The following is a 2,411-nucleotide window of genomic DNA, read 5'->3' as shown; positions in this document are numbered from 1 at the left end:
CAGGCCGGAATATGCACGTTGCAGAGCCGCTCGACATCGGTGAACACCTTGTCGCTGCCGGTGCCGGTGGCGGGGCAGGTGGTCTTGAAGGCGTCGCCCACCAGCACGATTCCGTCGCGGCGATAATCGGTGTTGATGGCCAGATCCGCCGGGCGCATCTTGATTTCGCCGGGAATAGCGAATGCGCCGGTGATGCGTCTGAGCCGCGGCAGCGCGGCGTTCAGCGTCTCGACGGGCGCGCGGCGCAACTGGCGCAGCCAGGGATCGTCGAAGTCGCGGTAGACGAACAGATTGGCCCGCATCCGGCTGCCGATCGGAAACAGGCTGATATAGGGGATGAGCTCGCCCGGGCGTTCCGCGAAATAGGTCAGCGCCGGGAAATCGAAGGCCGGCTTGCCGGCGGGGAAAATGTCAAATCCGATCGAGATCGAATGACAGGCGCTGGTGATCTGACGCTCGATGCCGAGCATCTGGCGCAGCCCGATGTTCAGCCCGTTGGCGAGCACGACGAGGCGCGCGGAAATCATCTCGTCGTTGGACAGGACGATCTTCTGGCGGTCGCTGCTGGTCGAAATCGAGCTGGCCTTGGCGTAGATTGTTTCGACGCCGTCGGGAATCTCGCTCCGGATCGCGTTGACGAGGTCATGATACAGGATGCCGAATTGCGCGCGCGGCGGCTTGTCGAGCAGATGGCCGGCGCGCGCGATCCAGGTCTCTTCGCACCGCGTCGCCTTGCGCAGCACCGCGTCGGCTACGCCCGTCTTGCGGAAGCGCGCGATCTGTTCGCCGCCGCCGAGTTTCTCGACGCGAAAATCGGGTGGATAGAGCGGATGCGGATCGATCAGGACCGCAGCGATGCCCGCGCGACCCAGCATGGCGGCCGCGGTCGAGCCGGCCAGTCCTCCGCCAACAATCGCAATGTCGGTGTACCGCATGGGATCGCCTCGCTCCGCAAGCCCCATGAATGCGCCCGGAAAGGCAAACAAAGCTTTAGCTTGGCGTTGACTCCTTTTTGATTTTTATCCGGGTAAAATTATGCCGGCTGGCGAAATCCGTGGCCGGACCCCATTTAGCCTGAGCCTGGCGTGCGATCGCAACGCTCGGATTAGCGAGGCGGCTGAGGCCTTTCCTCGATCGTGCTGCAATTGTCGTTTCGCCTTGACTTGGTTATTCACGGCTTATAAAAGGCGCGAACTCAACGACAGGCGGTGAGCAACGCCAGCGTCGGAACGGAACACCCAGACGGCCTCTTTTCGAGGCCGGACCGGGCACCACCTCGACGAATGCCGCTCAGACGCTGTCGATCATAAGCTAGGCAATGCCAGGTCGAATTTAGTTCTCTCGAGCGTGTTCTCTTGAGATTGAACTCGGATGCATGACCTCGGTGGCAGTCCGGGCAGCGCAAGCTGGCCGGATGCGACTTGAGGTCCTCTGTGGCGTCAAGCGCTTTCCGCCCGGCGACGGGCGGTTGGCGCGATTTCGCTTTGCGCGATCAGATCGCGTGGGCGGTGCGGCGGGGCAGGTGCCTCGAAAGACATTTTGCGGGAGCCTTGAGAGACGGTTCCCGCCGAACTGAAGGATGATGGCCAAGATGCCGACGATCAACCAGCTGATCGCAAGCCCGCGCGTGGTGCAGAAGTCGCGCAAGAAGGTGCCGGCGCTGCAGCAGTCGCCGCAGAAGCGCGGCGTGTGCACGCGCGTCTACACCACGACCCCGAAGAAGCCGAACTCGGCGCTGCGCAAGGTCGCCAAGGTTCGTCTGACCAATGGCTTCGAGGTGATCGGTTACATCCCGGGTGAAGGCCATAACCTGCAGGAGCACTCGGTGGTGATGATCCGCGGCGGTCGCGTCAAGGACCTGCCCGGCGTGCGCTACCACATCCTCCGCGGCGTGCTGGATACCCAGGGCGTCAAGAACCGAAAGCAGCGCCGTTCCAAGTACGGCGCCAAGCGCCCCAAATAAGTCGCGCGGGATTTAAGGAACAGAACAGATGTCGCGTCGCCATTCTGCTGAAAAACGTGAAGTTCATCCGGACCCGAAGTTCGGAAACATCATCATTACCAAGTTCATGAACTCGGTGATGTACGCCGGGAAGAAGTCCGTCGCCGAAGGCATCGTCTACGGCGCGCTCGGCATGATCGAGACCAAGACCAAGCAGAACCCGCTCACGATCTTCGAGCAGGCGCTCGAGAACGTGATGCCGACCATCGAGGTCCGCTCCCGCCGCGTCGGCGGCGCGACCTATCAGGTCCCGGTCGAGGTGCGCACGGTGCGCCGGCAGGCGCTCGGCATCCGCTGGCTGATTTCGGCGGCGCGCGATCGCAACGAAAAGACGATGACGGAGCGGCTCTCGGCGGAGCTGCTCGATGCATCCAATAACAGGGGGAACGCCGTAAAGAAGCGCGAAGAC

At 62.5% G+C, this 2,411-nt stretch carries 3 protein-coding genes; 2 read left to right on the top strand and 1 reads right to left on the bottom strand.

Annotation, left to right across the window (positions count from 1 at the left end; translation table 11 throughout):
- Window positions 1–935: FAD-dependent oxidoreductase (locus WCB02_RS09990; RefSeq protein WP_423957888.1), on the bottom strand; the 935-nt coding region annotated here is incomplete at its 3' end.
- Window positions 936–1,591: 656 nt separating this feature from the next.
- Here WCB02_RS09990 and rpsL point away from each other — a divergent pair.
- Together rpsL and rpsG are read left to right on the top strand one after the other, a co-directional pair.
- Window positions 1,592–1,963 (top strand): 30S ribosomal protein S12, encoded by a 372-nt coding sequence (gene rpsL, locus WCB02_RS09985; RefSeq protein WP_011473880.1) that lies wholly within the window; start codon window positions 1,592–1,594, stop codon window positions 1,961–1,963.
- 28 nt (window positions 1,964–1,991) lie between these two features.
- The coding region (rpsG, locus tag WCB02_RS09980) for a 30S ribosomal protein S7 (RefSeq protein ID WP_423957886.1) at window positions 1,992–2,411 on the top strand (420 nt) is incomplete at its 3' end.

This window comes from Bradyrhizobium sp. (genome assembly GCF_049581145.1).
GTDB lineage: Bacteria > Pseudomonadota > Alphaproteobacteria > Rhizobiales > Xanthobacteraceae > Bradyrhizobium.
This window is presented reverse-complemented; position numbering and strand designations above follow the sequence as displayed.